This is a genomic window from Frankia sp. QA3 (genome assembly GCF_000262465.1).
In the GTDB taxonomy this organism is placed as follows: domain Bacteria; phylum Actinomycetota; class Actinomycetes; order Frankiales; family Frankiaceae; genus Frankia.
Map to the genome: position 1 here is coordinate 6,359,560 of NZ_CM001489.1, position 26,387 is coordinate 6,385,946.

General features: G+C 69.8%; 22 protein-coding genes. 19 read left to right on the forward strand and 3 right to left on the reverse strand.

The features are described 5' to 3' along the window. Positions 1–86 precede the first annotated feature (86 nt). Positions 87–578 carry a DUF952 domain-containing protein gene (locus tag FRAQA3DRAFT_RS26060; protein WP_009742043.1) on the forward strand — a complete coding sequence of 164 codons (492 nt, stop codon included), beginning with the start codon at positions 87–89 and terminating at the stop codon, positions 576–578. On the opposite strand, the gene FRAQA3DRAFT_RS26065 is transcribed toward FRAQA3DRAFT_RS26060, so the two are convergent. Together FRAQA3DRAFT_RS26065 and FRAQA3DRAFT_RS26070 are read right to left on the reverse strand one after the other, a co-directional pair. Continuing rightward, positions 553–1,692 carry a hypothetical protein gene (locus FRAQA3DRAFT_RS26065; RefSeq protein ID WP_009742044.1) on the reverse strand — a complete coding sequence of 380 codons (1,140 nt, stop codon included), beginning with the start codon at positions 1,690–1,692 and terminating at the stop codon, positions 553–555. The two genes, FRAQA3DRAFT_RS26060 and FRAQA3DRAFT_RS26065, sit on opposite strands and share 26 nt — an antisense overlap. 56 nt (positions 1,693–1,748) lie before the next feature. Continuing rightward, entirely contained in the window at positions 1,749–2,048 is a 300-nt protein-coding gene (locus FRAQA3DRAFT_RS26070) for a 4a-hydroxytetrahydrobiopterin dehydratase (protein ID WP_009742045.1), read from the reverse strand. A gap of 239 nt (positions 2,049–2,287) precedes the next feature. On the opposite strand from FRAQA3DRAFT_RS26070, the gene FRAQA3DRAFT_RS26075 reads away from it, so the two are divergent. From FRAQA3DRAFT_RS26075 to FRAQA3DRAFT_RS26100, 6 genes are all read left to right on the forward strand, one after another. Continuing rightward, positions 2,288–2,815, forward strand: coding sequence for a (deoxy)nucleoside triphosphate pyrophosphohydrolase (locus FRAQA3DRAFT_RS26075; protein ID WP_009742046.1), 528 nt, complete (start codon positions 2,288–2,290; stop codon positions 2,813–2,815). Between the two features lie 392 nt (positions 2,816–3,207). Next, positions 3,208–5,043: a translational GTPase TypA gene (gene typA / locus FRAQA3DRAFT_RS26080; RefSeq protein WP_009742047.1), complete on the forward strand. Its 1,836-nt coding sequence runs from the start codon at positions 3,208–3,210 to the stop codon at positions 5,041–5,043. 252 nt (positions 5,044–5,295) lie between these two features. Next, a complete protein-coding gene (mshB, locus tag FRAQA3DRAFT_RS26085) occupies positions 5,296–6,177 on the forward strand; it encodes an N-acetyl-1-D-myo-inositol-2-amino-2-deoxy-alpha-D-glucopyranoside deacetylase (protein ID WP_009742048.1) in 882 nt (293 codons plus the stop codon). A gap of 96 nt (positions 6,178–6,273) precedes the next feature. Continuing rightward, positions 6,274–7,251 (forward strand): S1C family serine protease, encoded by a 978-nt coding sequence (locus FRAQA3DRAFT_RS26090; RefSeq protein ID WP_009742049.1) that lies wholly within the window; start codon positions 6,274–6,276, stop codon positions 7,249–7,251. Between the two features lie 378 nt (positions 7,252–7,629). Beyond that, entirely contained in the window at positions 7,630–8,100 is a 471-nt protein-coding gene (locus tag FRAQA3DRAFT_RS26095; RefSeq protein ID WP_232291771.1) for a DUF6113 family protein, read from the forward strand. Positions 8,101–8,240: 140 nt separating this feature from the next. Further along, complete coding sequence (locus FRAQA3DRAFT_RS26100; protein WP_009742051.1) at positions 8,241–8,840, forward strand: flavin reductase family protein; 600 nt, start codon at positions 8,241–8,243, stop codon at positions 8,838–8,840. On the opposite strand, the gene FRAQA3DRAFT_RS26105 is transcribed toward FRAQA3DRAFT_RS26100, so the two are convergent. Beyond that, complete coding sequence (locus tag FRAQA3DRAFT_RS26105) at positions 8,833–9,807, reverse strand: transglutaminase-like domain-containing protein (protein WP_009742052.1); 975 nt, start codon at positions 9,805–9,807, stop codon at positions 8,833–8,835. The genes FRAQA3DRAFT_RS26100 and FRAQA3DRAFT_RS26105 overlap by 8 nt on opposite strands. Before the next feature lie 522 nt (positions 9,808–10,329). Here FRAQA3DRAFT_RS26105 and fdxA point away from each other — a divergent pair. The 12 genes from fdxA (at position 10,330) to FRAQA3DRAFT_RS26165 (ending at position 26,317) form a co-directional block, all read left to right on the forward strand. Further along, complete coding sequence (gene fdxA / locus FRAQA3DRAFT_RS26110; RefSeq protein WP_009742053.1) at positions 10,330–10,653, forward strand: ferredoxin; 324 nt, start codon at positions 10,330–10,332, stop codon at positions 10,651–10,653. A 59-nt stretch (positions 10,654–10,712) separates the two neighbouring features. Beyond that, positions 10,713–12,314, forward strand: coding sequence for a succinyldiaminopimelate transaminase (gene dapC, locus FRAQA3DRAFT_RS26115; RefSeq protein WP_009742054.1), 1,602 nt, complete (start codon positions 10,713–10,715; stop codon positions 12,312–12,314). Positions 12,315–12,450: 136 nt separating this feature from the next. Continuing rightward, positions 12,451–13,293 (forward strand): 2,3,4,5-tetrahydropyridine-2,6-dicarboxylate N-succinyltransferase, encoded by an 843-nt coding sequence (locus FRAQA3DRAFT_RS26120; RefSeq protein WP_009742055.1) that lies wholly within the window; start codon positions 12,451–12,453, stop codon positions 13,291–13,293. Positions 13,294–13,412: 119 nt separating this feature from the next. Continuing rightward, complete coding sequence (gene dapE / locus FRAQA3DRAFT_RS26125; RefSeq protein WP_009742056.1) at positions 13,413–14,492, forward strand: succinyl-diaminopimelate desuccinylase; 1,080 nt, start codon at positions 13,413–13,415, stop codon at positions 14,490–14,492. 798 nt (positions 14,493–15,290) lie between these two features. Beyond that, a complete protein-coding gene (locus FRAQA3DRAFT_RS26130; protein WP_232291773.1) occupies positions 15,291–16,976 on the forward strand; it encodes a sugar transferase in 1,686 nt (561 codons plus the stop codon). Between the two features lie 744 nt (positions 16,977–17,720). After that, positions 17,721–18,611 carry a glycosyltransferase family 2 protein gene (locus FRAQA3DRAFT_RS26135; RefSeq protein ID WP_009742058.1) on the forward strand — a complete coding sequence of 297 codons (891 nt, stop codon included), beginning with the start codon at positions 17,721–17,723 and terminating at the stop codon, positions 18,609–18,611. 168 nt (positions 18,612–18,779) lie between these two features. Next, positions 18,780–19,997, forward strand: a complete 1,218-nt coding sequence (locus FRAQA3DRAFT_RS26140; RefSeq protein ID WP_009742059.1) for a glycosyltransferase family 4 protein — start codon at positions 18,780–18,782, stop codon at positions 19,995–19,997. A 250-nt stretch (positions 19,998–20,247) separates the two neighbouring features. Next, positions 20,248–22,056, forward strand: coding sequence for a glycosyltransferase family 39 protein (locus FRAQA3DRAFT_RS26145; protein ID WP_232291774.1), 1,809 nt, complete (start codon positions 20,248–20,250; stop codon positions 22,054–22,056). Continuing rightward, a complete protein-coding gene (locus FRAQA3DRAFT_RS26150; RefSeq protein WP_009742061.1) occupies positions 22,053–22,697 on the forward strand; it encodes a hypothetical protein in 645 nt (214 codons plus the stop codon). The genes FRAQA3DRAFT_RS26145 and FRAQA3DRAFT_RS26150 overlap by 4 nt, the downstream gene beginning before the upstream one ends. A 73-nt stretch (positions 22,698–22,770) precedes the next feature. Beyond that, positions 22,771–23,898: a glycosyltransferase family 4 protein gene (locus FRAQA3DRAFT_RS26155; RefSeq protein ID WP_009742062.1), complete on the forward strand. Its 1,128-nt coding sequence runs from the start codon at positions 22,771–22,773 to the stop codon at positions 23,896–23,898. Beyond that, a complete protein-coding gene (locus FRAQA3DRAFT_RS26160) occupies positions 23,885–25,279 on the forward strand; it encodes a lipopolysaccharide biosynthesis protein (RefSeq protein ID WP_009742063.1) in 1,395 nt (464 codons plus the stop codon). The genes FRAQA3DRAFT_RS26155 and FRAQA3DRAFT_RS26160 overlap by 14 nt, the downstream gene beginning before the upstream one ends. Positions 25,280–25,408: 129 nt before the next feature. Then, positions 25,409–26,317: a glycosyltransferase family 2 protein gene (locus FRAQA3DRAFT_RS26165; protein ID WP_232291775.1), complete on the forward strand. Its 909-nt coding sequence runs from the start codon at positions 25,409–25,411 to the stop codon at positions 26,315–26,317. Positions 26,318–26,387 lie beyond the last annotated feature (70 nt).

The following is a 26,387-nucleotide window of genomic DNA, read 5'->3' on the forward strand; positions in this document are numbered from 1 at the left end:
ACTGCCGCGGGACGCCGACCGGTCCGGGGCTGGCCGGGTCCGGGGCCGGCCGGATTCCGGCGTTGGCTGGATGCGGGAGAGGGCGGGTGGACGTGGCGGACGGCGACGAGCAGGCGCGGGACGATCGGGTGATCTGTCATCTGGTCGGGCGGGCCGCGTGGTCGGTCGGGGCGGCCGGGTATCGGCCGGCGAGCCTCGGCACCGAGGGATTCATCCACTTCTCCACCCCGGCGCAGGTCGTCGCCACCGCCAACCGGTTCTACGCCGGCCGCGACGATCTGCTACTCGTCGTCGTCGACCCGGAGCGGCTCACCGCCTCCCTGCGCTGGGAGCCGCCCGCCGCTCCCGCGCCGGCGCAGCCCGCCACGGGCGGCGGCACGACGCCGGCCGCGGGCACCGCGCAGCCACCTGACAGCACGCCGCCGTCGGGGACCGTGCCCGTGACCGTCGACGAGCCGGCGACGGGGGAGCTCTTCCCGCACCTGTACGGGCCGATCGACGCCGGAGCGGTCGCGGCGGTCGTTCCGTTCCCGCCGGGGCCGGACGGCTCGTTCAGCGTTCCGCCCACCCTCTGGTGATCTCTAGCCAGCACACCGTGCCGGCCCAGCGGCCGAAGCGGGCGTAGCGGGCGCGGATCTCCCGCTCGCCCGCCGGGCCGGGCAGGCCCACGAGTTCGCCGACGCGGGCTTTGGCCCAGGCGTCGAGGGCAAGCCCGCGCGGGCGGCCGAGCAGGCCGAGCAGCCCGTCGGCGCTGAAGGGGCCGAAGCCGGAAAGGGCGCGAATCTCTGCGGCGACCTCGTCGTCGCGCGGGCCGCGCGGGCCCCGGTCCCACCAGCGTTCGACGTCGAGGGTGCCGGCGTCGATGCGCTGGGCGAGGATGGCCAGCGACCCGGCACGGTAGCCCCAGCCTGCCCGGTCGCGCAGGATCTCGGGGCCACGCTCGGCGACGCCGCGAGCGACCGCCGCCGCGTCCGGGAACGCCCGTTCCCCGGCCGGGCCGCGCCCGCCGAACAGTTCCACCAGCGCGGCGAGCATCGACCGGGTCCGGGCCAGCGCGGCGTTCGTCGCGGCGAGTGCGCGGACCAGGTCCTCCCAGATACTCGGGGAACGCAGCAGCCGGCCATGGCCGCCGGCCGCGATCCAGGCGAGGTCCGGCTCGCCGGCCAGCGCCGCGTACAGGTCGGCGAGGTCGTCGTCGAGGGCGAGCGAGTGCCGCACCTGGCGGTAGATTGCCTCCCGGTCGGCGTCACCGCCGGCCGTCCGCCCCCAGCTGACGACCAGATGCGGACCGACGCCACCCGGCAGCGCGTCGCCCGGCGCCCCGCCGCGCGGCCCGCCGCGGATCGCCGGGGCGGTGGGGTCCGGGGCGGTGGAGTCAGGGACGGTGGGACCCAGGGCGGTGGAGCCCAGGGCGGTGGGGGCCGGGACGGTGCGGGTCGTGGCCTCGCGGACGGTGACGGTCAGCGGCCCGGCCTGCGGGGTGGCCAGGACGCGATGCCATTCGCCGCGGTCGATGTCGAAGCACGACGGCCCGAGCCCGCTCGCCGCGTGGCTGAGCGCCACCGCGGGCAGCCTGAAGCCGGGCGGCAGCGGGCCAAGGCGCAGCGTCCCGGCGCGGGGGAGGTCCGCGCCGGCCGGGAGCCGGCCGAACCGGCCGCCGGCGCGGATCTCCGCCGCCGCCTGCGCGCCCACAGCCCGCGATCACCTCCGTCGTCCGCCTGGGGTGATCCTGCCGCAGAACGGATCAGTCAGTACGACACGCCCGCCGAGTAGAGGATCTGGGAGATCTTCCGGGCCAGGGCGACGTCCAGCTCGGTGACGCCGCCGACGGAGTGCGTCCAGACCGTGAACGTCGTGGTCCCCGGGCCGCGGTCGATCACCGGGTGGTGATCCATCTCGTCGGCGGCACGCATCACCTCGGCGATGATCGCGTCGGCCTCGTCGCCGTCGACCATGATCTGCAGTTGGATGCGGTCGGCGTCGCCGAGCCAGCCGGGAAGCGACGCCAGGGCGTCCGCGACCTCGGCGCTGTCCAGTTTGGTCGGCATGCTGCTGCCCTCCGTCTTCGGGCCCGGCGGTCCGGCGACCACGGGCCGGGGTCGACTCGCTGTGTGCCTAGCCGCTCGTGGGATGGTCGCCGCGGCGGCGCGCCGGACCGGGATTCGATCCGTCGCCGTCGCAGCTCCCGCACCAGGTCGACTGCTGTCAGGTGGCCCGAACGGGCCATCCGACCCGAACCGCTGGTATCCGATCCGTCGGCGGCCGGAGTCTGGGAGAGTCCGGCACCATGAATGCGGATGTGGGCGGCCCGCGTGCCGGCGCTCCTACCCCGCCGGAACGGGGCGCAACGTCCGGGGATCAGACCGACGCCGGCGCGCCGGCCGTGCCGGCTGCGGCGCGGGGCCGGGTGGTCGTCGCGGTCGCCCTCCTCGACGACGAGCGCCGGGTGCTGGCCGCCCGGCGCCGGGAGCCGCCGGCCTACGCCGGCATGTGGGAGTTCCCCGGCGGCAAGGTCGAGCCGGGCGAGGACGAGCTCGACGCGCTCGTGCGGGAGTGCCGCGAGGAGCTCGACGTCGAGATCGAGGTCGGCCCGCCGCTGGGCGAGGTGGGCCTGGCGAGCCCGGGGTGGATCCTGCGGGTCTGGTTCGGGCGGGTGACCGGGCGCAGCCCCCGCCTGCTCGATCATGACGAGCTGCGCTGGCTGGCCGCCGCCGAGCTCGACGACGTCCGCTGGATGCCGGCGGACGGCCCACTGGTCGAGAGGCTCCGCCAGGCGCTGACCGGCCCGGAGCCGGTCCGCTGGCCACCCCCCTGACCACCCCCGAGCCCTGACCGGACCCCGAGCCCCGGCCCTTCCTTGCTGATCCGGAGGCTTTGGTGTCCGATTTATCCCTCTGGATAAGCGGGGGAGGCGGCCGCTGGAGGTGCGACGAGGCGGCAGCGTCCGGGGTCGGGGCGGGGCGGCGGGGGTGGGTGGCTGTGGTGGGCCGGCCACGGCGGGGCGAGGTGTCCGTACCATGGGCAGTGGCACGGACGTCGCCAGTGCCCGATCTGGCGGGCGCGTCGTCGTGCCTCGGCGTCGGCGCCGTGGCGAAAGTTGCGCCATGACGCTCGCGTCACCGGTTCCATGCGGCACCGTCGTTCGCACGGTGCCGTCGTCGTTGTTGCGGGGTTGAGAGCCCCACGTCCGCCCCGGAGCGCCCCACCGTGTCCCTTCGTGCCGATCTTCGTAACGTGGCCATCATCGCCCACGTCGACCACGGCAAGACCACGCTCGTCGATGCCATGCTGCGCCAGTCCGGCGCCTTCGGCGAGCACGCTGAGCTGACCGACCGCGTGATGGACTCGATGGACCTCGAGCGCGAGAAGGGCATCACGATCCTCGCGAAGAACACCGCGGTCCGTCACGGCGACATCACGATCAACATCATCGACACCCCCGGCCACGCCGACTTCGGCGGCGAGGTCGAGCGCGGCCTGTCCATGGTGGACGGGGTGCTGCTGCTGGTGGACGCGAGCGAGGGCCCGCTGCCGCAGACCCGCTTCGTGCTGCGCAAGGCGCTCGCGGCCCGGCTGCCGGTGGTGCTCGTCATCAACAAGGTGGACCGCTCGGACGCCCGGATCGCCGAGGTCGTCGATGAGACCTATGAGCTCTTCCTCGACCTCGACGCGGACGAGGAGCAGATCGACTTCCCGATCATCTACTGCAACGCCAAGGCCGGCCGCGCCTCGACGACCCGCCCGGCCGACGGCGCGAGCCCGGACTCGCCCGACCTCAAGCCGCTGTTCGACCTGCTGCTGGAGACGGTGCCGGCGCCGTCGTTCGATCCGGACGCGCCGCTGCAGGCGCTGGTCACCAACCTCGACGCCTCCCCGTACCTCGGCCGGCTGGCGCTGTGCCGCGTGCACAACGGCACGATCAAGCGTGGCCAGCAGGCCACCCTGTGCCGCGCGGACGGCACCCAGCAGCGCGTCAAGATCAGCGAGATGCTGATGACCCAGGCGCTCGAGCGGGTGCCGGCGGAGGAGGCCGGCCCGGGCGACATCATCGCCGTCGCCGGCATCCCCGACATCACCATCGGCGAGACCCTCGCTGACGCCGAGGACCCCCGGCCGCTGCCGGTGATCACCGTCGACGAGCCGTCGATCAGCATGACGATCGGCATCAACACCTCGCCGCTTGCCGGCCGGTCCGGCAAGAAGCTCACCGCCCGCCTGGTGAAGAACCGGCTCGACGCCGAGCTGGTCGGCAACGTGTCCATCCGCGTGCTGCCGACCGAGCGCCCCGACACGTGGGAGGTGCAGGGCCGAGGCGAGCTCCAGCTCGCCGTCCTCGTCGAGCTGATGCGGCGGGAGGAGTTCGAGCTGACGGTCGGCAAGCCGCAGGTGGTCACCAGGATCGTCGACGGCAAGGTGCACGAGCCGGTGGAGCGCCTCACCATCGACGCTCCCGAGGAGTTCCTCGGCACGCTCACCCAGCTCCTCGCGCTGCGCAAGGGCCGGGTCGAGCAGATGGTCAACCACGGCACCGGCTGGATCCGGCTGGAGTACCTGGTCCCCGCCCGCGGACTGATCGGCTTCCGGACCGAGTTCCTCACCGAGACCCGCGGCACCGGCCTGCTGCACCACGTCTTCGACCGGTACGAGCCCTGGTTCGGCGAGCTGCGGACCCGGGCCACGGGCTCCATGGTCGCCGACCGCAGCGGCCCGGCCACCGCCTACGCGCTGTTCAACCTCCAGGAGCGCGGGACGATGTTCATCGGGCCGACGACCGAGGTCTACGAGGGCATGATCGTCGGCGAGAACTCCCGGGCGGACGACATGGACGTCAACCCGACCAAGGAGAAGAAGCTGACGAACATGCGCTCGTCCACCGGCGACGAGCTGGTCCGGCTCACCCCGCACCGGGTGCTGACCCTCGAGCAGGCGCTGGAGTTCTGCCGCGAGGACGAGTGCGTCGAGGTGACGCCGGGCTTCGTCCGACTGCGCAAGGTGGCGCTCACCGCCGGTGAGCGGGAGAAGCTGCGCGCCCGCCGCCGCTGACCTCTCGCGCGATCACGCCTCGTCGCCGCGCGGCCCGGCGGCCGCCGCGTGGCTCATGGGGTCGCCGTGTCCGCCGCGGGCGGACGCGGGGCCGGCCTCGCCGGGCGGGGTCTGTGGCCGGGCGGGGTCTGTGGCCGGGCGGGGTCTGTGGCCGGAACGGGGTCTGTGGCCGGAACGGGCCGTAGGGTCGGGAAGGTGACGTCTGCTACCACGCCGTCGACCCCGCCCAGCCCGCCGGCCGCCCGCCGGCTGATGTTCGTCCACGCGCACCCCGACGACGAGGTGATCTCCACGGGGATCACGATCGCCTCCTACGCCGCGGCCCCGGACACGTCCGTCACCCTCGTGACCTGCACGTTGGGGGAGGAGGGGGAGGTGCTGGTGCCCGAGCTGATCAATCTGCGGGCGGACCGCGGCGACCAGCTCGGTGGCTACCGGATCGGCGAGCTCGCCGGGTCCTGCGCCGCGCTCGGCATCACCGACCAGCGTTTCCTCGGCGGCCCGGGCCGCTGGCGGGACAGCGGCATGATCGGCACCCCGGCGAACGACCATCCCCGCTGCCTGTGGCGGGCCGACCTGGACGAGGCCACGGCCGCGCTGGTCCGGATCGTCCGCGACGTCCGGCCGCACGTGCTGGTCAGCTACGACTCGAACGGCGGCTACGGGCATCCCGACCACATCCGGGCCCACCAGGTCACCGCGCGGGCCTTCACCGACGCCGCCGACCCGGCGTTTGCCCCGGGCACCGGCGAGCCCTGGCAGGTCGCCAAGCGCTACGAGACGGCGATGCCCCGCTCGCGCGCCGTCGCGGGTTTCGAGCACTTCCGCGACTCCGACGATCAGAACAACCCCTTCGCCGGCCTGAAGTCCGTCGACGACATAGCGCTGACGCTCGTCGACGACGCCGACATCACCGCCGAGATCTCCGCGCCCGAGTTCTTCGACGCCAAGATCGCCGCGATGCGGGCGCACCGGACCCAGATGGCCGTCGACGGCTTCTTCTTCGCCCTCGCCGACGGCATCGGCCAGCGGGCGTGGGGCGTGGAGCACTTCGTGCTCGCCGCGGGCACCCGTGGCCCGGGCTTCGGTCCCGACGGCCGCGAGCGGGACCTCCTCGCCGGCGTCACCTTCTGACCATCCCGGGAATCCCGCCGCGTCCCGGACCGTTGGTGACCTCGTGCAGCGATGTAACGCTGTAATCAGTGCACGCACGGGTGTCCGGGAGGTCGGATGCACGCCAGCAACGAGGGATACCCCAACCGGCCGGACGAGCCGCTGGACGCCTACTCGGCGGTCGTGACCCGGGTCGCCGCCACCCTGACCCCGTCGGTGGCCAGCCTGCGGGTGCGGACCCGGCGCGGTGCCGGGGCGGGATCGGCGGTGGTGTTCACCGACGACGGTTTCCTGCTGACCTCGGCGCACGTCGTCGAGGGACATCTCGGCGGTGGCGGCTCCCCGGTCGGGCTCGCCCAGTTCGCCGACGGGACCGAGCGCGAGTTCGACGTCGTCGGCGCCGACCCGCTCTCCGACCTCGCCGTGCTGCGCGCCCGCGGGGCGACCCCGCGGGCCGCCGTCCTCGGCGACGCCGCCGGGCTGCGGGTCGGTCAGCTCGTCGTCGCCGTCGGCAACCCGCTGGGGCTGACCGGCAGCGTGACGGCCGGTGTCGTGAGCGCGCTCGGCCGGTCGCTGCCGACCCGTTCCGGCTCCGCGGTGCGGGTGGTGGACGAGGTCATCCAGACCGACGCGGCGCTGAACCCGGGCAACTCGGGCGGCGCGCTCAGTACGGCCGACGCCCGGGTGGTCGGGATCAACACCGCCGTCGCCGGGGTGGGGCTGGGGCTCGCCGTCCCCGTCAACGAGACGACCCGGAAGATCCTCGCCGCGCTCATGCGCGACGGCCGGGTGCGTCGGGCCTACCTCGGCGTGGCCGGGGTGCGTGCCCCGCTGCCGCCCGCCGTCGCGGAACGCACCGGCCAGAGCCACGGCGTCCGCCTGGCCGAGGTGGTGGTCGACAGCCCCGCCGGTGGCGCGGGCCTGTTCACCGGGGACCTCGTGCTGTCGGTGGGCGGGGTGCCCATCGTCACACCCGGCGATCTCCAGCGGCTGCTGACGGAGTCCACGATCGGCCGGCCGGTGGAGCTGACGGTCTGGCGGCGCGGCGCCCTGGTGGACGTCATCGTCGTCCCCCGGGAGCTCGTCACCACCTGATCCCGGCGACGTCGGGACCGCCTCGTTCGCCCGGCCGGCCCCCCGCAGGCGCGCAGGCCGCCCGGGCGGGGGCCGGCCCGGTGGGGCGAGGGCGTGGCCGGCGTCGCAATCCGCCGCCCGGCAGGGGAGACGGTCGGACTGCCCGGGCGGTTCCCGCGCGTCATGTCCTACTGTCGGACCATGCCCCGCCCCGGTACCGGTCCCCGTCGGACGCCGCCTTCGTCCCGGTCGTCCGAGTCGTCCCGGTCATCCCGACGGCCGGGGACGGGCCCGGTCCGGGGCGCCCTGTCCGGGGGCGGCGCCGCGGCCGGCGGGGCGCCGCAGCCGGCCGCAGGGAAGGGCGCGAAGGGCGCGAAGGGCTCGGCGGGGGTGAGCGGGGTGACCGGTTCGGTGGGTCCGGGCGGGAAAACGTGGCCGCCGGGCCGGCCCGGCACCGCGGCGCCGACGCCCGAACCGGAGCCGAGCCGGATCTTTCTCGGCGTTTCGTACGCGCTGGGTGTCGTCCTCGGCGTCGGACTGGGCCTCTACGGCGTCTTCCTCGTCCCCGACGGCCCCCGCCCGGGCGGCATGCTGCTGTCCGTCGGACTGCTGCTGGCGTTGGTGGGCAACGGGGCGGCGGCGTTGCTGCTGCGCTGGCTGACCGGCACCCGGCTGGGCCCGATGACGGTGCTGATCGGCTGGACCCCGGTGGTGCTGCTGCTCGCCGCCTCCCGCCCCGAGGGGGACCTGCTGCTGCGCTCCAGCGCCACCGCCTACGCGTTCCTGCTGCTCGGCGGCCTGAGCCCGATCGTCGTCGCCGTCCTCGGCGGAGCGCGCCGCGGGCTCACCGCGATCCCGCCCCCGCGCTGACCGGCGCCAGCGCGTTCCCGGCCGTACCGGCGTGCGCCCGCATCGACGGAACGTCAGAACACCACGCGAATGTCAGAACACTGTGCGAGATGTCACCGGCTCCGGCGTCCGGGAGCGCAGCAGGGGATCGCGGCGGTAGCGTGAGCCGGGTGGGCAGCCTGTCGCAGGAGATCCGCAGTGGTCCACCCGCCGCCCGGGCACCCCTGGATGCGGGTGATTTCCGCCGGGCGGTCGGTAGGTTCGCCACCGGTGTGACAGTTCTCACCACGGTTGCCGAGGGGCGTCATCTCGGCATGACGGCGAACTCCTTCGTCTCGGTTTCCCTCGACCCGTTGCTGGTGCTGATCAGCATCCGCCGCGATGCCCGGTTCCACGACCCGCTGCTGGCCGCCGGGGTCTGGGGCGTCTCGGTGCTCGCCGCCGACATGACCGAGGCCTCGCGGTTCTTCGCCCAGCATGCGTACGACCACCCCGGCGACATGTTCGCCCAGTGGGCGCACACGATCGGGGCGCAGACCGGCGTCGTCCTGCTCGACGGCGCCCTGTCGGTCTTCGAGTGCCGGACGGTGTCGACCCATCCCGGCGGGGATCACACCCTGGTGATCGGCGAGGTGGTGTCGCTCGCGCAGCCTCGCAACGACGCCGGACCGCTCGTCTTCTTCGAGGGGAAGTACCTCGACACAGCCTCGTCCCGCGACGCGGTTCCCGCTCAGGACGGGGGCACGAAGCGGGTCAGTTGAGGCGGGCGCGGGCCGCGGCGGCGGCCTGGCGGGCGGCGGCGGCCGCAGCCGGTTCCACCGTGTCCACCGTGTCGGCGAAGGTCGTCAGGTCGATCGCGCCGCCGAGAAAGTCGCCCAGCCGCACGCGCAGCTCGCCGCGCTCCCGGCGCAGGCTCGCCGGGTGGTGGGGGAGCAGCAGCGAAAGCTCGACGGCCCACAGCCGGGTCCGCGGCGTGTCCGAACGGGCGGCGAGGATGCGGATGTTGCCGAGGATGCGGGTCAGCACGTCCCGGGGACTCATCGGGGCCAGGTGCGCCCGGTTGAACGCGACCCCGGCGGCGCGGACCTTCGCCGCGGCGTCGTGGATCGTCAGCAGCCGGCCAGCCGCGAACGGGTCGACGAGCACGAAGTCCTCGGGCGAGCCGACGGCGACGACGACATGCCCCGGCAGGCCGACCGGGTAGGCGGCGACCCCGAGCCGGTGGGCCACCTCCAGCCAGACGACGGAGAGCAGGATCGGCAGCCCCCGGCGGCGGCGCAGCACGTCGGGCAGCAACGAGGAGTGCAGGTCGTCGTAGTCGTCCTCGGAACCGGCGAAGCCGGCGTCCAGCCCGAGGGCCTCGTGCAGGGCCTCGGCCGCGGTCCGTGGATCAAGGGCGCCGAAGCGGCGCAGCTCGCCGAGGCGGCCGGCCGGGTCGGCGCCAGCCCCCGGCTGCCCCGCTCCGGCGCCACCGGCCGGCGGCGCCGGCGGCGCCGGCGGTGGCGTGCCGCGCTCCACCCTGGGGAACCCCCGGGTGGCGGTGGCCCGGGCGGCGAGCAGCGGGCGGGCGCGCGCGGCCAGCGCGTCCAAGGCCCCGAGGGTGGCCGCGGCGTCGGTGGCGTCGGCGGTCGCGTCCGCCTCGGCGGCGAGCAGGTGGCAGGCGACGGCCAGGTCGACGGGCTCGCGCCGGACGACCTCGGCGAACCGGCTGCGGCTGCGGGCGCTCATCCGCGATCCGCCCCGCCCGCGTCGCTCGGGGACGTCGCCCGCCCGCCGGCCGTCCCCGGGCCCGGGTTCGCCGCAGTGCCCTGTTCCGTCATGTCTGGGATTGTCGCGCGCCGGACCGGCCGGGTTCGGACGATGGTGCCCGGAGCCGGCATGTCCGATCCGGTGGCGTGATGACCTGTCGCGTTCGGGACCTGCGCATCCGGGCTGGTGCGTGATCGCCGCGCGGGTGGTCGAGGGGGTAGGACGCGTGCCGCGACCACGTCATCCTCGGTAATCTGGATGCGCGTGCCCTCCGCCGTTTCGACCGTCAGTACGTGCGCTGACCATGACCGTAGTGTCCCGAGAACGTCACTGAGAGGTATCGGACCCGGGATGCGTCTGCGGATCATGACTCGCGCGCCGATGTCGGCCTGAGTGATGCGGACGACATACACCACCAGCGCACGCCCTTGTTGTCGACACGGAACTGTCCATGTCGATACTAAGGACTCAGTCGCCCGCGAGCCCGAGGAGGAACAACCGGTGACCTACGTCATCGCGGAGCCCTGCGTCGATGTCAAGGACAGGGCCTGTATCGAGGAGTGCCCGGTCGACTGCATCTACGAGGGCGGACGGATGCTCTACATCCAGCCCGACGAGTGCGTCGACTGCGGGGCATGCGAGCCCGTCTGCCCCGTGGAGGCCATCTACTACGAGGACGACGTCCCCGACCAGTGGAAGGGGTACACGGACACCAACGCCAACTTCTTCGAGGAGCTCGGCTCGCCGGGCGGTGCCTCGAAGGTCGGCGCACTGGACTTCGACCCGCCGGCGGTCGCCGCGCTGGCCCCCCAGGGCGAGTCCTGAGCGGCTCTGGGAGGTCGGGCAACACCTCCGGAGTCCTGCGGTCACCAGCCCGTTCCCGCGTGCGGCTGCCCGACTTCCCCTGGGACCAGCTCGTCTCCTTCAAGGAGAAGGCCCGCGCGCACCCCTACGGGCTCGTTGACCTCTCGGTCGGGACTCCGGTCGACTCCACACCGGCCGTCGTGCAACAGGCGCTGGCCGGTGCCGCGGATGCTCCGGGCTATCCGCTGACGGTCGGCACCCCGGATCTTCGGGAGGCGGCGGCGGGCTGGTTGGCCCGCCGGCTCGGCGTCCTCGTGGATCCGGGTGCCGTCCTGCCGGTGCTCGGTACCAAGGAGCTGGTCGCCCAGCTCCCGGGGCAGCTCGGTCTCGAACCCGGAGACCGGGTCTGGGTGCCGACGCCGGCGTACCCGACCTATGAGGTCGGCGCCCTGCTCGCCCGGTGCGAGCCGGTCGTCGGCCCCGCGGACGGGGTGACGCTCGTCTGGCTGAACTCGCCCGCCAACCCGACGGGGCGGGTGCTGACGATCGACGAGATGCGGGCGGTCGTCACCTGGGCGCGCGAGCGGGGCGTCATCGTCGCCAGCGACGAGTGCTACATCGAACTGGGCTGGGAGAGCCGGCCCGTCTCCGTGCTGCATCCGGACGTCTGCGGCGGTTCCCACGAGGGCCTGCTCGCGGTGCACTCCCTGTCGAAGCGGTCCAACCTCGCGGGCTACCGGGCCGGATTCGTCACCGGTGACCCGGAGCTCGTCGAGGGGCTGATCGGGGTCCGCAAGCACGCCGGGTTCATGATGCCGACCCCGGTGGCGGCGGCCATGGCCGCCGCCTACGCCGACGACATGCACGTCGCGGACCAGCGGGCCCGCTACGCCAACCGGCGGGCGGTGCTCGCGGCGGCGCTCGCGGTCGCCGGGTTCACCATCGACCACAGCGAGGCCGGCCTGTATCTGTGGGCCACCCGCGGCGAGGACGCGTGGGCGACGGTCGACGCCCTCGCCGGGGTCGGCGTGCTCGTCGCGCCGGGCACGTTCTACGGCGAGGGCGGTCGCAAGCATGTCCGGGTCGCGCTGACGGCGCCGGACTCCCAGGTGGCGACCGTTCCCGAGCGGATGACGATGCTGGCGCCGGCCGTCGTGGCGGGCCATCCCGGCGCCGGATCGCACCCGACCGGGCCGGCCGGCGGTCCACCGGCCACCGGCGGCTACCAGCAGTCCGGGCCCCCTGCGGGGTACGGCGGCCAGCAGGGCGGGTACGCCCCGGCTCCGGGTTACCCGGCCGCGCCGGCGCGGGTGCCCTACGAGTCCGCGGCAGGCTACGAGACCCGGCCCGTGTACGAGCCGCGACCGGGCTACGACGGCCAGCCCGGTTACGAGGGCCAGCCTGGTTACGAGGGCCAGCCCGGTTATGAGGGCCAGCCCGGCTACGAGCAGTCGCCGCGCTACGGGCGGCAGCCCGGCTACGGCGCCCGCCCGGGCGGCTACGACGACCCGACCCGGTACGACAACCAGGCCGGGTACGACGCTGCGACCGGCTACGAGAGTCCCGCCGGCTACGACGACCCCGCCGGCTACGACGACCCGTCGACCGGCCGCGGCCAGCCCTCCGGGGCCGGCCGCGAGGCCGCCGGCGGCTCGTGGAGCGGCGAACCGGACATTCGCTGACGCCGCGGCCGGCCCGCGGGCCGGCCGCGGCCACCGCCGCCAGGATCCCGCGCGGCCCGCGGTAACCGCGCGGGCACGGGGCGGGTGGGAGCCGCAGCGTAGCCGGTACCGTGGCCGACCTCGTAAGGTCGGGCCTGTGAGCGCACCCAACACGACCTTCGACTCCCCGATCGATCCCATCATCGACGAGCTGTGGGACCGCCGGGCCGACCTGACCCCTGACGACGCCGACGCCCGCAAGACCGTCGTCGCGGCCGTCGACGCCATCGACGCCGGGGTCGCCCGCGTCGCCACCGTTGCCGCGGACGGCTCGGTCGTCGTCGACGAGCGGGCCAAGCGGGCGATCCTGCTGTCCTTCAAGGTGCTGCCGATGGCCGAGTCGGCCGCCGGAGACTTCCAGTACCACGACCGAATGCCGCTGAAGACCAGGTTTGACGGCGTCCGGGTGGTGCCGGGGGCCATCGTCCGCTGGGGGGCGCACGTCGAGCCCGGCGCGATCCTGATGCCCAGCTACACCAACATCGGCGGCTACGTCGGCGCGGGCACCCTGGTCGACACCTGGGCGACCGTCGGGTCCTGTGCCCAGGTCGGCCGCAACGTGCATCTCTCGGGCGGGGTCGGGCTCGGCGGCGTGCTCGAACCGCCGAACGCGGTCCCTGTCGTCGTCGAGGACGATGCCTTCGTCGGCAGCCGGTGCATGGTCGTCGACGGGGCCAGGGTGCGCCGAGGCGCCAAGCTCGGCGCTGGGGCGATCCTGACCGCCTCCACCCACGTCTTCGACGCGAACACCGGCGAGGAGTACCCGCGCGGCGAGATCCCCGAGCGGGCGGTCGCCGTCGGTTCGAGCCGGCTGAGGTCGTTTCCCGGCGGCGAGTTCGCCATGCCGTGCATCCTGGTGCTGCGCACCCTCGCGGAGGGCGAGATTCACGACAAGCTGGCGCTGAACGACGTTCTGCGCGAGCACGGCGTCGCCGGCTGACCCGACTGACCCGGCTGACCCGGCTGACCCGGCTGACCCGGCTGACCCGACTGACCCGACTGACCGAGCCTGGCCCGGGGCCGGGGCCCTTGATACCTGTGGGCCGTAGGGTCGACGGCATGGATCTGGACCTCACCGCCCCGGTCGGCGAGCTCACCCGGCAGCTGGTCGACGTGCCGTCCGTGAGCGGCGAGGAGGCGCCGCTCGCGGACGCGGTGGAGAAGGCTCTCGCGGCGGTCGACGGGCTGCGGGTCGCCCGCGACGGCGACGCCGTGGTGGCCCGGACCTTCCTCGGTCGGCCGTCGCGGATCCTGCTCGCCGGGCATCTGGACACCGTCCCGCTGGCGGACAACCTCCCCGCGCGGGTGGTGGACGGGCGCCTCTACGGCTGCGGCACCTCCGACATGAAGGCGGGCGTGGCGGTCGCGCTGCGGCTGGCGGCCACCCTGCCGCTCACCGGCGCCGGTGCCGGTGCGCTGCGGCACGACGTCACCTGGATCTGCTACGACAACGAGGAGGTCACCGCCGACCGCAACGGGCTGCGCCGCCTTGCCGCGCGGCACCGGGACTGGCTGGACGCGGACCTCGCCATCCTGATGGAGCCGACCTCCGGGGAGGTGGAGGCCGGCTGCCAGGGCACTCTGCGCGTCGTCGTCACGCTGCCCGGCACCCGGGCGCACTCCGCTCGCTCCTGGCTCGGCGACAACGCCATCCACAAGGCGGCCGAGGTTCTGCGCCGCCTCGGCGAGTACCGGGCCCGGACGGTGACCCTGGACGGGTGCACCTACCGCGAGGGGCTGTCCGCGGTCCGCATCGACGGTGGCGTGGCCGGCAACGTGATCCCCGACCTGTGCCGGGTCACGGTGAACTTCCGGTTCGCGCCGGACCGCACCCCCGAGGCGGCGCTCGCCCACGTCCGGGAAGTCTTCGACGGGTATGACCTGGAGCCGACCGATCTGGCGGGCGGCGCGCCGCCCGGGCTCGCCGCGCCGGCCGCGGCCGCCTTCGTCGCCGCCACCGGCCGCGTCCCGGTGGCGAAGTACGGCTGGACGGATGTCGCGCGCTTCGCCGAGCTCGGCATCCCGGCGCTGAACTACGGCCCGGGCGACCCGAACCTCGCCCATACCCGCGACGAGTACGTGGAGCTCGCCGCGATCGACGAGGGCGAACGGCTGCTGCGCCGCTACCTGACCGGCTGACGGCCGCGGTGTATCACCGTGCGTCACTAGTATCGCGTTCCGTGGGATGGGCATCGCTCGCGCCGTGCGTCCGCGTGCCCGCGGACCGATCGCCGGCGGCCCAGGTATCGGAAACCGCCCTTTTCTGCCGCGTTCCGTAACGGGTAACGCCCCCGCCGACGGCGGGTGAGGCGCCGGCCGACCGCGTCGGGGCCACTTCGCAGGGCTCTCGGCCCGGCCGGCCGGCATCCCTTTTCAGCCCGCTGGCGAACCTCTGAGCTGGGCAGACGTCCGTCCGGCCGGTGCTTGCCCCCCGTTGTGACGCTCAGCCGGAAGCGGCCCGGGGTTCCCGTCCGTCCGGCGTTCCCTCGACGGAGAAAAACGTCTCTGCCGGGGATTTCGCGCGAATCGGTCGAGCAGCGATTTATGTCACGCACGCGAGCCATCGCGCGATGCCTGCATAGATCTGCCGATGCCGGGACGTTAGAGTTGGGTGTGCACGTACAGTGCCGGCCGGACGGGGGGTCCGCATGGCCGGTGATGCGGCGGGTCTGAGGGGCTCGGCCGGTGGCCGGGATGCATCGTCATGCACCGTGACCGGGGGCTGTCGGTGTTGTGCGGTCCTCTTTCCGCCGTCGTCGGCCAACGAGGTCGTGACCGTGGGGGGTCTGCCAGGTGACGGACACTGTCTTCAGCGATGCCAGGATCGGGCCGGGGAGCGACCCGAAGATTGGGTCCGATAACAATGAATCGGACAAAAGCGACGAAATTCGCGATGAACGTATACTGACCAACATCAGGCGGCGGTCGCTGCCCACGATGCCTCAACCTCCAGCGGAGTTCCGCGCGCAGACCGCCCAGTCCGCGACGGAACGAGCGATCCCGGTGCAGCGGCTGCGCGCGCAACCCGGCACGCCCGGCGAATCAGGTGCCGCCGAGGAGAGTGACGACCCCGGCGAGCCCGGGCGCGCGGGGCGCCGGGGCGCCGGGAGAGGGACCGGCGAGGGCCGCGACGTCCTGCTCGATCCCGAGAGCCGCGCCGACGGCTTCCAGGGCTACCGGGCCCGGTTGCCCTGGGAACGCAGGTTCGGCTGGTTACTACTGGGTTCGGACGCGGCGGCCTGCGTGGTCGCCGCCGGCGTGGCCTACCTCGTGAGGTTCGGCGGTCTGGTCGAGTTCGATCTGAAGCCGGTGTCCGCGACGCCCTATGTGGTGATGTCGGTCGTGTTGCCGGTCATCTGGGTGCTGTCGATGTTCCTGGGGCGCGCCTACGAGAGCCGCTTCCTCGGCGGCGGGTCGGAGGAGTTCCGTCGGGTGCTCAACGCCGCCGCGCACCTGACCGCGGTCGTGGCCGTGCTGTCCTACGCGACCAAGGCAGAGCTCGCCCGCGCGTACGTCCTGATCGCCTTCCCAGCCGCGCTCCTGCTGACGGTGCTTGGCCGCTGTGCCGCCCGCGGTTACCTGCACCGCATGCGCCGCGGCGGCCGCGGCCTGCACCGGGTCCTCGTGGTGGGTGCCGGCGACTCGGCGGCGTCGCTCGTCCGGCTCGCGCGGCGCGACCCCACCGCGGGCTGGTCGGTCGTCGGCGTCGTGCTGGACCGCTCGCCCGGTCGCCACAGCCAGGACTACTCGGACCGTGGCGGCTTCGACTTGCTGGGCGTGCCCATCGTCGGTACGTCGGAGAGCCTGCACACGGCCATCCGCGCGACCCGGGCGACCACCGTGGCGATCAGCCCGCAGATGGACGGCGAGACGCTGCGCCGGGTGCTGTGGATGCTGGAGGGCAGCGACGTCGACGTGTTGGTCTCCTCGGCGCTGACGGACGTGACCGGCCCGCGGATCTCGATCCGTCCGGTGGCAGGCCTGCCGCTGCTGCACATCGAGGAGCCGGAACTGACCGGCGCCCGGCGGGCGATCAAGGGCCTGTTCGACCGGAGCGTCGCGGCGACGATCCTGCTGCTGTGCGCGCCGCTGTTCGTGACTCTGGCGCTGGCCGTCCGGCTGACCAGCCGTGGCCCGGCGATCTTCCGTCAGGTTCGGGTGGGGCAGGGCGGCGACCACTTCACGATGTACAAGTTCCGGTCGATGTACGTGGACGCGGAGGCGCGCAAGGCGGAGCTGGAGTCGCGCAACGAGCGCGCCGAGGGCCTGCTGTTCAAGATGCGCGACGACCCGCGGATCACCCGGGTCGGGAAGTTCCTGCGCAAGTGGTCGCTGGACGAGCTGCCCCAGCTGCTGAACATCGTCAACGGCAGCATGTCGCTGGTCGGCCCGCGCCCGCCGCTGCCCGCGGAGGTCGCCCGCTACGAGGACGACGTGCACCGCCGGCTGATGGTGAAACCGGGCCTGACCGGCCTGTGGCAGATCAGCGGCCGCTCGGACCTGGAGTGGGACGAGTCGGTGCGCCTCGACCTGCGCTACGTCCAGAACTGGTCACTGCCGCTGGACTTCTACATCCTCTGGCGGACCATGTTCGCCGTGCTCCGCCGGGAGGGCGCCTACTGAGCCCAGACAGAGAAGGGTGCCCGTGGGGTCGATGCGGATCGGCGAGGGGCGCCTGGGAGCGGGTGGAGGCCGATCGGGTTTGGACAAGGGCCAAGACTGTGTCGATCGTGTGATAGAAACGAAAACGCGTGGTTACGCCGGAACGTCCATACGCACGGGCTGTGGATCATGCCTTACTGGGATGGGCATCGCCGGACATGCGCTGCAGAGCGCACGGGTCCATCTCTTCCACTATCTCACTCCCAGCGATATTCTGGCTACGGAAATCCGTCGCACGGGAAGGCTGGGGCGGGTGTCCTAACCCACAGTAGGCGCGTTGTGCTTACTATTGGATTTTAGAGACCTATCGGTGTCACGCGAGTCGGCGTAGGCTAGATTTATCCATGTAAACTGTGATCCTTCTCACACGGTCCTGCTGTTTAGGTGCATAGCCTGACAGTGGGGGGTATCGTGACTTCCGGTGCGGTCATCAGCTTTCTGTCGCGAAACTTAGGTGGCAGATTCGACGCCGACGGCCCGCGCGACGGGGAGGCCGGATCCGCTGCGTCAGGAAAGCTGACTTGCTTGCGGGTTTGGGCGGTAGCTGGCCGTAACGGGGGTGTCGGTTAAATTTCTGTTCCACTGAATTACGGCGGCCAGATCGCGGGTCGGCCCCTGAGGGCCTAACTTCCTTATCTGCCGGGCAACCGTGCCACATTGAAGTTTGCGGTCGCAAGTACCGCGACGGCTCTCAGTGATCTAGCAATGCAACGGAATCGGGGGGACTCCGTGCGGGGTCGAGCTACGCCGACTGTCAGCATTATCGTGCCAACTCTAAACGAAGCTCAAAACCTGCCGCACGTGCTTTCCCGTGTGCCACGTGACGCAGAAATCATCTTGGTCGACGGTCACTCCACCGACGGAACCGTGGAGGTTGCCCGCCGGGTTCGACCGGACGTGATTGTGACGCATCAAAACCGTCGTGGCAAGGGGAACGCTCTCGCCTGTGGATTCGCCGAGGCGAGCGGCGATATCATCGTCATGCTCGATGCAGATGGTTCGGCCGACCCTGCCGAGATCCCGGCATTTGTCAACGCGCTTGAAGCGGGCGCCGACTTCGCCAAGGGCTCGCGGTTCGTGAAGAAGGGTGGGAGCGCCGACATCACCCGCATTCGGCGACTCGGAAACCACCTTCTGAATCTTCTCGTCAACGCGCTCATCGGCGCCGAGTTCACCGATCTCTGCTATGGGTACAACGCCTTCTGGCGGCGGGTCGTGCCGACCTTCGATCTGGACAAGGGTGAGGCTGGTACGGAAAGGCAATGGGGAGACGGTTTCGAGATCGAGACCTTGATCAATATGCGAGCGGTACGGGCCGGACTCCGCATCGCCGAGGTCCCGAGCTTCGAGCATCCCCGCCTGCACGGCGCTAGCAATCTGAATGCCTTCTCCGATGGCTTCCGGGTGCTTCGTACGATTTTCGTTGAGTCATCCGCGTCAAACAAAAAGTTCGCGGCGGCGGTTCGGAGTGAAAGCGAGCAGGTCCCGCCGCAGCGGAGCGCTGACGCCGTCCTAGCACTGAACGGTCTAAGGAATCAGCCTGAGCCGGTTGCGCTCCCACACGAGCGGCGAGTCCGGCAAGTGAATGTCGGCTGAGGATCGGCTTAACGGCAGCAGCCGCCGACATCCAGCGATCGCCTGGTCGGAGTGGATACGCATTGGCGGACCACGGGACGACTGCAATAGGAGACGAAGCGAGACCCCGCTGATGACAACCTCGGAATTTTCGGCAGCATCGTCCCGGGCCCCCGAGACGCGTTCCTCGTGAAGATTATTCTTCTTGCCCAGTTCTTCCCGCCGATCGTGGGCGGCGAGGAGCGTCACGTCCTAAATCTCGGAAAACATCTGGCGGAACGCCACGATGTCACAGTGATCACCTTCGGTTCTGATGGGGCCGCGGTGGACCGGGATGGCTTGGACGTGCGCCTGGTGCGGCCGACCACGGCCAGCCTCCCGTTTCTTTACACGACCGACCGAGTTTATGCACCGCCTGCGCCGGACCCACTGGTTTCGGCGTCGATCGCCAAAATCGTGGAGCAGGTAAAGCCGGATGTCATTCATGCGCACAACTGGATCATAAATAGCCTCGTGCCGTTGCGGCGGTTTCTCCATGTTCCAGTTGTGCTCACACTGCATGACTACAGTCATGTCTGTGCCACCAAGCGGATGATGTTCATGGGGGAGCTTGTCTGTTCTGGCCCGGCCCCGCTCCGCTGTCTCCGCTGCACCAGTAACCATTACTCTGGCCTCGTGGGGCCCCTGACGTTCGGGGCCAACCTCGCGAGCGCTCGAGGTCGTGACGTGACTGTCGACCGATACCTCGCGGTCAGCGCCGCGGTGGCGCGGCTCAACCGGCTCGACAGCGGGCGCACCCCCTACCAGGTCATCCCGAACTTCATCCCTGATGACCTCATCGACGCCCCGATCCAAGGGCCTCCGACTGGGCTCGCCGACGATGCCTACCTCGTATTTGTCGGGGATCTGAGCCGGGACAAGGGCATAGAAACTCTGCTGGCCGCCTACGAAAAGCTGCCGGAGACGCGCCTGCCGCTGCTGGTTATTGGCCGCCGCACAGCGGACTCACCGAATTACTTTCCGCCCGGGGTGATACTGAGCGAGCCTCGATCCCATGACGAGGTGATGCGGGCGTTCGCGCATGCCAGCTTCGCTATTCTGCCGTCGGCGTGGCATGACCCGTGCCCGACGGTTGTTCTTGAGGCGATGGCGTCCGGAAAGCCGGTGATCTCTACGCCGATGGGCGGCATCAACGACATGGTCGCCGACGGCCGGGAGGGAATCCTGGTACCTCCGGCTGATCCCGTGGCCCTCCGTCATGCGATCGAGCGGCTCCTGGCAGACGGCGATGCGCGGGCGCGCATGGGTGCGGCCGCGAGGGAGCGGGCGAGGGAATTCACCGCGAGCCGGGTGGTACCTCGGATCGAGGAAGTCTATCGCGAGGTCGTCCGTGGCCCGATCCACTGATCATAGGAGGGAGAAGGCCCTACCTATCGACGAGCGCGCCACGCCCGCTGCTGGTCGGACGAGGGCCGACTCTCCTGGTGAGGAGGAGACGACTCTCATCCTGCCCAACTTCCGGTCCAGGCACCCCGAGCAGTATCGCAGACCGGAGTCGAGTCGGCACCTTGGCTCGACCGCCGTGCGAGGCACTAATACGTTCCTCAACCTGCGGTACCACGGTTCTGATCAACGGACTGAGGATCTCGGTCACGGGGTGCGGCGCGGAGACGCGCTGCTGGTTGTCGCCGCTGCTTCGATAGGGCTTCTGCTGGTCTCCGCCGGGTACGACCTCAGCCGCCAGGACAAGGCCGGCGTGGGCCTGACCCTTTACTGGTTCGGGCTCCTTCTGATCTTTGTGCCGGCCTGTCTGCAGCTTCTACATCCGCAGACTTCTCGGCGAGTTCGAATGGCGGACTCTCTCGTATTGGGCATCGGCCTACTGCTGGCTTACCTGATACTGCAGATTTATCAGTTCACCCGTTTCGACGAGATGCTGCACGTCCGGACGCTACGCGACATCCGGGAGACAGGGGCTCTCTTCACAGCAAATCCGGGCCTGCCGGTCAGCCCGCGCTTCCCTGGGCTCGAAGTACTGACCAATGCTGTCGCACAGCTGACCCAGCTCCCCCTGCATCTCGCAGCCATCCTCGTCATCGTGGTCGCGCGGGCTCTCCTGATTGTCGGCCTGTTCCACCTGGCCGAGCAGCTCACCGGCTCCTCCCATGCAGCGGGTATCGCCGTCGCCATCTACAGCTGCAGCCCGCAGTTCTTCTTCTTCAACGCGCAGTTCTCTTACCAGACGCTGGCGGTTGCGCTCGGCATCCTTTTCCTCGTCCTCATCACGAACGAGGATGCGGGTCGCGCCGAGGCCGTTCTGGCCGCAGGCGCGGCGCTGGCTCTGGCGTTCTCGCACCACGCCACGAGCTGGGTATTCGTCGGTATATTGGCGGTGGCCACGGTGGCCGCGCTCACCCAGCGGGATCGCCGCACCGCCACCGCCGTCCTCGGCATCACCGTCGCGGATATCGTACTGGTTGTTTCGTGGGCCGTCGTCAGTGGTCCGATGCTAAACCGGTACCTCGGCCCAGTCTTCCATGATGCAGTCTTCCAGTTGACTGGAATCGCGAACGGGACCGGTGAAACGCGCAAGATCTCAACGGACTCGAGCGGCACCCGAAACCCGCGTTGGGAGACTGCGCTTATCGGGCTTTCGCTGCTGGTGTGGCTGGTGACCCTCGCACCGATCGGCCCGTTTCGGCGGCGGCCTGTGGCGCACGGGCGGGCGGGCTCCGTGCTGCGGTCGCTTCGGCTACTCCATTTCATCTACCCGATCGCCCTTGTCGCCACGGTTGCTCCAAAGGCTGCAGAGATATCCGTGCGTCTGTCGACCTTCATCTTCATCGGTTTGTCGATAGGGGCCGCGTACTCCATCGGCTGCTACGTCGACGGTCGTCGGCGACTAGTCCGATGGGTGGTGACCCTTCTAGGAACTGTGGCCTTCATGGGTGGCACTCTGATGGGCTCAGGACTTGACTGGAACCGCCTTCCGGGACCGTATCTAGTTGTTGCCGATGGTCGTTCCATCGACAGCTCGGCCAACGCCGCCGCGCGGTGGGCGGCCAGGAATCTTCCCGCCGGCGCACATTTCGCTGCTGACCGGGAGACGGGGGCTCTACTCAGCGCGGACGGAAACCAGCGCCTGGTCATCGGTGTGCCCGGCGGCGGAAACAGCGGGCAGATCCTCTTCGCGCCCTCCTTTGATGCCCAGGCGCGGGATCTGCTCCGCAGGGGCCAGATCCGATACTATGTTGTTGATCAGCGACTTGCCGATGGTTTGCCACACGAAACGTACTACGTTGTGAACGGCGAGGCCCCGAAGGGCACCCGCATTACGCAGACGGAGCTCGGGAAGTTCGACATAACGCCCGGCTCTCGGCGGATATATGACAACGGGGCGATCCGCATCTACGACGTGTCGGGCCTCTGGGAGGGTTCGGCCCCGGCGGCGGTGGCTGACGAGTGAGAGTCCTGCTTCTAGTCCTCGAGGGGCTCCTCGGCACCATTCTGATCGCCTTTGCATACCGTGGCATCTATTGGCTGGTCTCTCGGCGACGCCGCCGGCCGGCGAGCTCGTACGCGCACGCCTGTGCGGCGCTGGGAGTCGTCTGTCTACTGGTCCTCATATCGCTCACTATCTCCGCTATCGGTTTTGCAAACCAGCCCCTTCTCTACGATCTCTGTCTGGCTGGGGTGTCTGTGGCCTTGATCAAGGCCGGCGTGCCGGTGTGGCCATCCCGTCCGCTGGTTCCTGCGCTGCCGACGCCGAGCCGAGCCCTACTACTGGCGGTCACGGTCGCAGCGTTGTCCTGCTCGTTCGTTGTCTCGTGGAGCTCCGCTTCGGTGGTGCGGCGACCCGTGACGGAGATTTCTGCGCGTAGCACCGACGGCAAGGTGGAGATCAAGGTCGTTCGTGGCCATGGGGACGCGCGGGCCTTTGGCCTCCAGATAGCGAGAGAGGATGGCTCGTTATGGACTCGTCCGGTGCCGGCTGGAGATGTCCTCCGCTTTTCCGTTGATGCCAGGGACATCGGAGACCCCCGTGTCGCAACGGTGCAGTTGATGGTCGGCAGTTACGCGATTCGGTCCACCGAGATCGAGGATTAGGCGCGGCGCGGCGCGGTCCGGCAGGTCCGGAATGGCTGCATCCGGAGGGATGAGCCTGCTGAAGGAGGGGCAAATGGGAACGACGCTGCGCGTTCTTCAGGTGACGGCACGATTTTTCCCGGAGATGGGCGGCACCGAGACACACGTGTATGAGACGACCCAACGGATCAACCGAGACAGCGACATCACCGTGGAGGTCCTGACGACCGACCGGACCGGCAAGCTCCCTCAGCGGGAAGTTGTCGCGGGCACTGTCGTGCATCGGGTCGCGGCGTGGCCAAGGGAGCGAGACTACTACCTGGCGCCGGCCGTCGCGGCGATGATTGGGCGCGGCGGCTTCGATCTGGTGCATTGCCAGGGAATCCATAATCTGGTTCCACCCTTGGCCATGACCGCCGCCACGCTTCGTCGCGTCCCCTACCTCGTCTCGCCGCACACCGGCGGTCACTCATCTCAGCTTCGGAACAGGGCACGCCAAGCCCAGTGGCATCTGCTTGGACCGCTCATGAGGCACGCCCGCCGGGTCATCTGCGTGGCGGAGTTCGAATCCCAAATGTTTATGGAACAGGCTGGCGTGCCCGCGGACCGAATCTCAGTGGTTCCGAACGGGGTGGCCATTGGCCCGGTTGGCGACAACGCCGCCCTGGTTCCGACCGAGCCATTGGTCGTATGTGTCGGACGCTTGGAGAAGTACAAGGGGCAACGCCATCTCGTCCGCGCTCTGCCACACCTGATTAGGTTGGTACCCGACGCCCGTCTGATGCTGGTGGGGCGGGGACCGGACGAGCAGGAACTAAGAGTGCTCGCGCGCAGGCTTGGCGTAGCAGATCGTGTGTCATTCACCTCGATTCCGCCGGCGGATCGACAGGCGATGTCAGATTGCCTGGCCAGGGCGGGCGTGGTTGCGCTGTTGAGCGACTACGAGGCGCACCCGGTGGCGGTCATGGAGGCGGTCGCTCTGGGTAGGCCCGTCGTGGTGGCGCCTGCCGCCGGGCTCGGTGAGCTCGCGTCGCAGGGACTCGCGCAGAAGATCGCAGACCCGACGGACGCAGCGGCAGTAGCGAAGGCCCTGAGCACATATCTGCCCGGTGGTACTCGCGACAGCGGGTCGTTCACAGCGCCGACTCCCGACCTCTCCGCCCTGCCGACCTGGGACGGTTGCGCCCAAGCGCTGGCAAGGATCTACCGTGAGTCAGTTTGACGAGGAGACTATCTACATAACGCGTCGAAGAACGTCAGGCTCCGGTCCTGTTACCCCGGACGCCATGTCGGGACGTGGTAATGGTGTCGCGCGTCTACTGATCATCGTGACCTCCTTGCTTGGAACGCAGCTCGGGACGTCTCTGCTCGGAGCCGTGTTCTGGTCGATGGCCGCGAGAACGTTCTCGGTGGAGGCCGTCGGAGTGGGCGCTGCGGCAGTATCTTCTATGACGGTGCTCGGTACGATCGGGATGCTTGGCCTCGGAACTCTCCTCATGGTGCATCTTCCCCACCTGCCCGAGGATCGCCGCCTGGCTCTGGTTCGGGTCTGTCTGGTGCTGGTCATGGCGGCCGGCTTCGGGCTTGGGCTGTCTTGGGCCATCTGTTCCCGCTGGCTCTCCACCACTCTCCAGCCGATTGGTCACAGTCCGGTCACGATAGCAATTTTTGCGCTCGGTGTGGCTGGCTTTGCAGTGACCACCACGCTCGACTATGCGATCCTACGAGCCGCGAGCGGCGCGATCCAGCTTATTCGGAATCTGCTTGCAGCAGTAGTAAGGGCGGGTCTGCTCGCCGTCTTCGCCTTGACTGGCCTTCGTACCGGGATGCACCTCTATGCGACCTGGCTAGTCGCGTCGGTCGTCTCCCTTCCGGTCTGTTACAAGTACTTCAGGCGGCCCCGGTATCGGAACTCCCGCCGTCAGTCGCGCCGGACCGGTCTAGCCGAACTGCAATCAATCAGAGGCGAGGTTGCGGGCAATTATGTGCTGAGCCTTGCGTTGACCGTACCCACGCTGATCCTCCCGGTGATCGCAGCCTTGACAACGAGCTCGGCGGATACCGCGCGCTTCTCGACTGCTCGACTCGCTGCATCCTTTCTTTTCGTGATTCCCTATGCTCTGCCCACCGCTCTTCTTGCACACACCGGCCGCGCCGTGGAGGACGCGCGAGACAAGATGCGCCTGACAATCCCCCTGGGCCTTCTGATCAGCATCGGACTCGCTGCGCTCACCGCGCCGACGGCCAAGCTGGTCCTCTCGCCATTCGGCGAAAACTACACCGATGATAGCTCCATCAATGCCTTCCGTATTCTCGCCCTCGCTACCATCGCGTTGGTGATAAAGGACCATTATGTGACACTTCGTCGGGTGCAAGGCCGTATGGCGGCGGCGGCCCGATTGATCGTCTGCGGGACGATGATCGAGATCGCATTAGCGGCCGGCGGCGGCCACCTGTTCGGAACAACGGGCCTCTGCGTCGGGTGGGTCTGTGCCGTCTTCCTCGAAGCTATTGTTGTCGCGCCGATGGTCCTAAGCGTATGGCGCCGTGATGCGGCGCGGCCCTCGCCTCAGCCCGGAGAAGCACTGCCCGGCCGCAGCTGAAAAGGGCCCCCGGCATCGGGTTGAGTGCGGAAGCCACATTGCGCGGCACCAGGAAGACCAGACGATCAAGTCAGGAAATCGAGTTACAGGGAGAAGTTGAGCACCATGCACTCGGATACGGATCCGACGGTGAGCTCGATCGTGTGCGCATACACGTTCGATAGATGGCCGCTACTGAACAAAGCGATCGACTCCCTGTTGGCACAGAAGTACCGCCCGATCGAGATCATTCTTTGCATCGATCATAATGAGGAGCTCTTCCGGCTGGCCTCCGAGACGTTCGCAAATCGGGATGCCGAGATCCCAGTAGTGGTTGTAGAAAACCGTTATCGCGGGCGGCTGGGGTCAGCTCGTAATACCGCGTCCGAGATTGCCAAGGGCGACATACTTGCGTTCCTGGATGACGACGCGAGGGCCGATCCCTCTTGGTTGGCAGAGCTCGTGGCGGTGTTCAAGCAGCCTGACGTGGTCGCGGTTGGCGGTGCGCCGCTGCCTGACTTCGCCGTGCCTCGACCACACTGGTTCCCGATCGAGTTCGACTGGATCTTCGGATGCAGCTATGAGGGCCTACCCACCTCGCTCGCTCCGACCCAACGCCTCATTGGCGCGGCAATGTCGGTCCGCCGCTCCGCCCTTGCCGAGATCGACGGATTCCACTCCGACAACCATGATGACATGGACATGTGTCATCGTCTAGCCAATCGCTGGCCGCACTTGAAGCTGATGTACCAGCCGGCCGCGGTGGTACACCACCACGTGCCGAGCGATCGACTGACGTGGCGGTACTTCTGGAACCGTTGTTACACCGTCAACAAAGGGAAGGTCACTGCATTTCACGGCATGGGAAGTGCCGCGAACATGGCGGCAGAGCGGCGTTTCGTTGCGCGAGCGTTGCGTGCTGGACTGGCTCGCGAGTTCCGCGCGGTGAGTCGGGGCGAGCTTGCCGGAGCGTCGCGGTCCGCGGCCATGGTGGCCGGCATTGCAGCGGCTGGCAGTGGCTATTTGGCGGGCACCGTCCAGCTTCGTGCCAGCCGTTGACCAGCGCGCGTAGATGTCGTCCTAGTCGGCCCCGTGGTCAGGAGAAGAGAGTGGTATGCCCCGAACGATA

Coding starts and splice junctions, on each gene's coding strand:
- FRAQA3DRAFT_RS26070 (WP_009742045.1), bottom strand. CDS start 2,048: ATGCCGACCAAACTGGACAGCGCCGAGGTCGCGGACGCCCTGGCGTCG.
- FRAQA3DRAFT_RS26075 (WP_009742046.1), top strand. CDS start 2,288: ATGAATGCGGATGTGGGCGGCCCGCGTGCCGGCGCTCCTACCCCGCCG.
- mshB (WP_009742048.1), top strand. CDS start 5,296: ATGTTCGTCCACGCGCACCCCGACGACGAGGTGATCTCCACGGGGATC.
- FRAQA3DRAFT_RS26090 (WP_009742049.1), top strand. CDS start 6,274: ATGCACGCCAGCAACGAGGGATACCCCAACCGGCCGGACGAGCCGCTG.
- FRAQA3DRAFT_RS26105 (WP_009742052.1), bottom strand. CDS start 9,807: ATGAGCGCCCGCAGCCGCAGCCGGTTCGCCGAGGTCGTCCGGCGCGAG.
- dapE (WP_009742056.1), top strand. CDS start 13,413: ATGGATCTGGACCTCACCGCCCCGGTCGGCGAGCTCACCCGGCAGCTG.
- FRAQA3DRAFT_RS26130 (WP_232291773.1), top strand. CDS start 15,291: ATGCCTCAACCTCCAGCGGAGTTCCGCGCGCAGACCGCCCAGTCCGCG.
- FRAQA3DRAFT_RS26135 (WP_009742058.1), top strand. CDS start 17,721: ATGCAACGGAATCGGGGGGACTCCGTGCGGGGTCGAGCTACGCCGACT.
- FRAQA3DRAFT_RS26155 (WP_009742062.1), top strand. CDS start 22,771: ATGGGAACGACGCTGCGCGTTCTTCAGGTGACGGCACGATTTTTCCCG.